The following is a 4,271-nucleotide window of genomic DNA, read 5'->3' as shown; positions in this document are numbered from 1 at the left end:
TGATTCGCCCCCCGCCCCCAAAACCCCCCCCCCCCCCCCCCCCCCCGGGGGGGGCCCTTCCGCGTTTCACCCCCCTCGACGTTTCACCTCCGGAGAAAGAACCGTCGAATTCCCCTGCCCCCTGGCATTTCCGGCCGGGTTCGGGCACTAGAGTGGTCCCGGTGCGCCTCGTGATTGCTCGCTGCCAAGTGGACTACGTCGGCCGTCTCACCGCTCACCTCCCGATGGCTCGTCGCCTGCTGCTCATGAAGGCGGACGGTTCGGTGCTGGTGCATTCCGACGGCGGTTCGTACAAGCCGTTGAACTGGATGAGCCCGCCGTGCTGGCTGGAGGAGCGCGACAGCGAGGCGGAGGCGGCCAAACTCTGGGTGGTCACCAACAAGGCGGGCGAGGAACTGCGCATCACCGTCGCCGAGATCGAGCACGATTCCCAACACGAACTGGGTGTGGATCCGGGCCTGGTGAAGGACGGCGTGGAGGCGCATCTGCAGGAGCTGCTGGCCGAGCACATCGAAACCCTCGGCGCGGGTTACACACTCATTCGCCGCGAGTACATGACCGCCATCGGCCCGGTGGACATCCTGTGCCGGGACGCCGACGGCGCGACGGTGGCGGTGGAGATCAAGCGCCGCGGCGAGATCGACGGGGTGGAGCAGCTGACCCGCTACCTGGAGCTGCTCAACCGCGACCCGCTGCTGGCCCCGGTCACCGGAGTCTTCGCCGCCCAGCAGATCAAGCCGCAGGCCAAGACCCTCGCGACCGACCGCGGGATCCGCTGCCTCACGCTGGATTACGACGCCCTGCGTGGCACCGAGAGCGACGAATTCCGGCTGTTCTAACCTCGGATCATGCCCCGTCGCAAGCCGAGACCCCAGCAGTCGGCGCGGTCCCACCCGGAACCGCGCCCGCTGGGTGATGTCTTCGGCCGCCAGGAGGAGGGGCCGGGCGGGGAGATGTATGTCGTCCGTACCGTGCCCGGCACCCGCGCCGTCAAGCGCTACCGCTGCCCCGGCTGCGATCAGGAGATCATGCCGGGTGTCGCCCACATCGTCGCCTGGCCCGCCTACGGAGGCGAGGACGACCGCCGCCACTGGCACACCGGCTGCTGGAAAGGCCGACATACCAGGCGAATTACCCGCCGCTGGTCCTAGTCGAAGCTGCTGCGCGTCCACTGTGCGGTATCCGAAACAACAGCGGAAATAGGCGAGGCCGCCCCGTGCGGGGGCGGCCTCGGAGTGGATGGGTGTCGCCCGGTCGGCGTCGAATGTGAGGGACTAGCTGGAGACCTCGGCGTTTTCACGCTGTTCTTCGTCGACGTTCTGCTCTTCCTCGGACTCGGACTTGGAGTCCTGGATGGCCTTGCGACCGGACTGCTTGCTCTGCAGTGAGCGCGGCTCCGGGTTGCCGTCGAGCAGTTCGCTCTCGCGGTTGACCGCGGCCAGCATGGCCGGAACCGAATCGAGCTGACCGCGAATGCCCAAGAGCTGAGCCAACACTCGTCCGCGCAGCACGCGCATCTCCTCGGCCAGCTCCTTGGCGTGCGCGATCTTGCGATCGGCCGTGTTGGTGGCGTTGGTGATGAGGCGGTTGGACTCGTCGGTGGCGTCCTTGATGCGCTGGGCGGCCTCGGCGCGGGAGGTGGCCTCGAGCTCCTCCATGGCGCGGGTGAGCTTGGTGCGACGCTCGGCCATGGTGACCTCGAAGTCCTGCTGCGCGGCCTTGCGCTTGGCCTCGGACTCCTTGGTGATGCGGTCGGCCTCGGCATTGGCGGCGTCGATGATCTTCGCGGCCTCGGCGCGGGCATTGGCGAGGGTCTGCTCGAACTCGACCTCCAGCGCCTCGCGCTTCTCCTTGGTCTCGGAGAGCAGCGATTCGTACTTTCCGCGCATCTCGGCCGCCTGCTGTTCGGCGATCGAGATCATTTCCGCGGCCTCGGCCTGAGCCTGGGCGCGCACCTCGGATGCCTCGTCGGAGGCCAGGCGCAGCATGCGGGAGATGCGGTCGGACATACCTTCCGCGGTGGTCGGCGGCACCGAGAGCCGGTCGACCTCCTTGCGCAGCTCATCGATCTCGTCGCGCGCGTCTTCCAACTGCGCGGCCAGGTTTCGGGCCTGGGCGGCAGCGGCGTCGCGATCGGTAGCGGTTACCCTTAGCTCGGCGTCGAATCGGTCGAAGTAGTTGCGCACCTCATCACGGTCATACCCCTTCCGCACTACGGTAAAGGGCAGAGCGACGAAGCGATTACGATCGGGCTCAGTGGACGACATGCCCCACAAACTACAGCCTGTCGACCACTGATGGTGACCCGACCGCGAATGTTGTTACAGCCTCTTTCCCGTCGTGGATGTCGGTACTAGTGAGTAGTTTTCGCGGCGGGCTCGACGAGTTCGACCAGCACACCGCCAGCATCCTTCGGGTGGATGAAATTGATGCGGGAACCTGCTGTTCCGCCGCGCGGGGCCTCGTACAGCAAACGCAAGCCCCGTGTACGGAGATACTCGGAGACAGCTTCGATATCCGTGACACGGTATGCGAGCTGCTGCAGGCCGGGCCCATTTCGGTCGATGAACTTGGCAATGGTGGAGTCCGCGTTCAGCGGGGCCAGCAACTGGAGAGCACTCGAGCCCGCGGGCGCGCCCGGGCACGACAGCATGGCCTCGTGCACGCCCTGGGCCTCGTTGATCTCCCGATGCGTCTCGACCATGCCGAGATTCTCGGCGTACCAGGCGATGGCGGTATCGAGATCGGGAACGGCGATGCCGACGTGGTCGACGGCGGTCACATACTCCGCGGGGACGAATTCGGGCTTTTCGGTGTTGCTCACGTACCGAACGGTAGCGCGCACCTGAGGACGAGGGGCGGGAGGCAGCGGGTTACCTTTGAGTAGGGCCTCGACTGTGGCAGGGGTCCGATCATCCGACGTAAGCGAGGGCTCATCGTGACCACCACCGTCATCGTCTCCGGCGCCCGCACCCCGGTGGGGCGGTTGCTGGGATCGCTGAAGGACTTCAGCGGCTCCGATCTGGGCGGCATCGCCATCAAGGCGGCCCTGGAGCAGGGCGGCGTGACGCCCGAACAGGTCGACTACGTGATCATGGGCCAGGTGCTGACCGCGGGTGCGGGACAGATCCCGGCGCGGCAGGCGGCCGTGGCGGGCGGCATCCCGATGGATGTGCCCGCGCTGACCGTCAACAAGGTCTGTCTGTCCGGCATCAACGCCATCGCGCTGGCGGATCAGCTGATTCGCGCCGGTGAGTACGAGATCGTGGTCGCCGGCGGTATGGAGTCCATGTCCCAGGCCCCGCACCTGCTGGAGCAGAGCCGCGAGGGCTTCAAGTACGGCGACGTGACGCTGCGCGACCACATGGCCTACGACGGCCTGCACGACATCTTCACCGAGCAGCCCATGGGCGCGCTCACCGAGCAGCGCAACGACACCGACAAGATCAGCCGCGAGGAGCAGGACGCCTTCGCCGCCGCCTCGCACCAGAAGGCCGCCGCGGCCTGGAAGAACGGTGTCTTCGCCGACGAGGTCGTGCCGGTCTCCATTCCGCAGCGCAAGGGCGATCCCATCGTGTTCGCCGAGGACGAGGGTATTCGCGCGGACACGACCGCCGAATCGCTGGCCAAGCTGCGTCCCGCCTTCCGCAAGGACGGCTCCATCACCGCCGGTACCGCCTCGCAGATCTCCGACGGCGCGGCCGCGGTGGTCGTCATGTCCAAGGCCAAGGCGCAGGAACTGGGCCTGACCTGGATCGCCGAGATCGGCGCGGCCGGTGTGGTCGCCGGACCGGACTCCACCCTCCAGGACCAGCCCGCCAACGCCATCCTGAAAGCCTGTGAGCGGGAGGGTATCTCGCCCGCCGACCTGGATCTGGTGGAGATCAACGAGGCCTTCGCCGCCGTCGGCGTGGCGTCCACCCGCAAGCTCGGCATCGACCCGGAGAAGGTCAATGTCAACGGCGGGGCCATCGCCATCGGCCACCCGCTCGGCATGTCCGGCGCCCGCATCCTGCTGCACCTGGCCTACGAGCTGAAGCGGCGTGGCGGCGGCGTCGGCGCGGCCGCGCTGTGCGGTGGCGGCGGCCAGGGTGACGCCCTGATCGTCCGCGTCTAGCACTCCGGCGTATCCGCCCCCGATTCGAGCTCGAATCGGGGGCGTTCGCGTTCGCGCGGGGCGCTGTGACCTACCGCCACTACGCGGTGTCGTAGGTCTCAGGGCACAATGGTCCGCATGGGTGATTTCTTCGATCTCGGCACGGTGGCGAAGC

At 67.4% G+C, this 4,271-nt stretch carries 5 protein-coding genes; 3 read left to right on the top strand and 2 right to left on the bottom strand.

What is annotated here, in order from left to right:
• Positions 1-161: 161 nt before the first annotated feature.
• Together nucS and QK444_RS33230 are read left to right on the top strand one after the other, a co-directional pair.
• The gene (gene nucS, locus QK444_RS33235) at positions 162-839 is read left to right on the top strand and encodes an endonuclease NucS (protein WP_282786000.1); all 678 of its coding nucleotides are present in this window, start codon (positions 162-164) and stop codon (positions 837-839) included.
• Between the two features lie 9 nt (positions 840-848).
• On the top strand, positions 849-1,151 hold the full coding sequence (locus QK444_RS33230; protein ID WP_143982548.1) for an ATP/GTP-binding protein: 303 nt from the start codon (positions 849-851) through the stop codon (positions 1,149-1,151).
• A 123-nt stretch (positions 1,152-1,274) separates the two neighbouring features.
• Here the strand turns inward: QK444_RS33230 and QK444_RS33225 are convergent, their stop codons facing one another.
• Positions 1,275-2,267, bottom strand: coding sequence for a hypothetical protein (locus QK444_RS33225; protein ID WP_029926480.1), 993 nt, complete (start codon positions 2,265-2,267; stop codon positions 1,275-1,277).
• A gap of 86 nt (positions 2,268-2,353) precedes the next feature.
• Positions 2,354-2,824, bottom strand: coding sequence for a methylmalonyl-CoA epimerase (mce, locus tag QK444_RS33220; protein WP_282785999.1), 471 nt, complete (start codon positions 2,822-2,824; stop codon positions 2,354-2,356).
• Between the two features lie 114 nt (positions 2,825-2,938).
• On the opposite strand from mce, the gene QK444_RS33215 reads away from it, so the two are divergent.
• Positions 2,939-4,117: an acetyl-CoA C-acetyltransferase gene (locus QK444_RS33215; protein ID WP_282785998.1), complete on the top strand. Its 1,179-nt coding sequence runs from the start codon at positions 2,939-2,941 to the stop codon at positions 4,115-4,117.
• Positions 4,118-4,271 lie beyond the last annotated feature (154 nt).

Origin of the sequence: Nocardia sp. CC201C, from assembly GCF_030010695.1 — a bacterium.
Classification (GTDB): domain Bacteria; phylum Actinomycetota; class Actinomycetes; order Mycobacteriales; family Mycobacteriaceae; genus Nocardia; species Nocardia otitidiscaviarum.
Note: the sequence above shows the minus strand (reverse complement) of the source record. Positions and strands in the feature narration are given on the sequence as shown.

Bases quoted from the DNA above. Each gene is read 5' to 3' on its own strand.
- QK444_RS33230 (WP_143982548.1), top strand. From the start codon at position 849: ATGCCCCGTCGCAAGCCGAGACCCCAGCAGTCGGCGCGGTCCCACCCG.
- QK444_RS33225 (WP_029926480.1), bottom strand. From the start codon at position 2,267: ATGTCGTCCACTGAGCCCGATCGTAATCGCTTCGTCGCTCTGCCCTTT.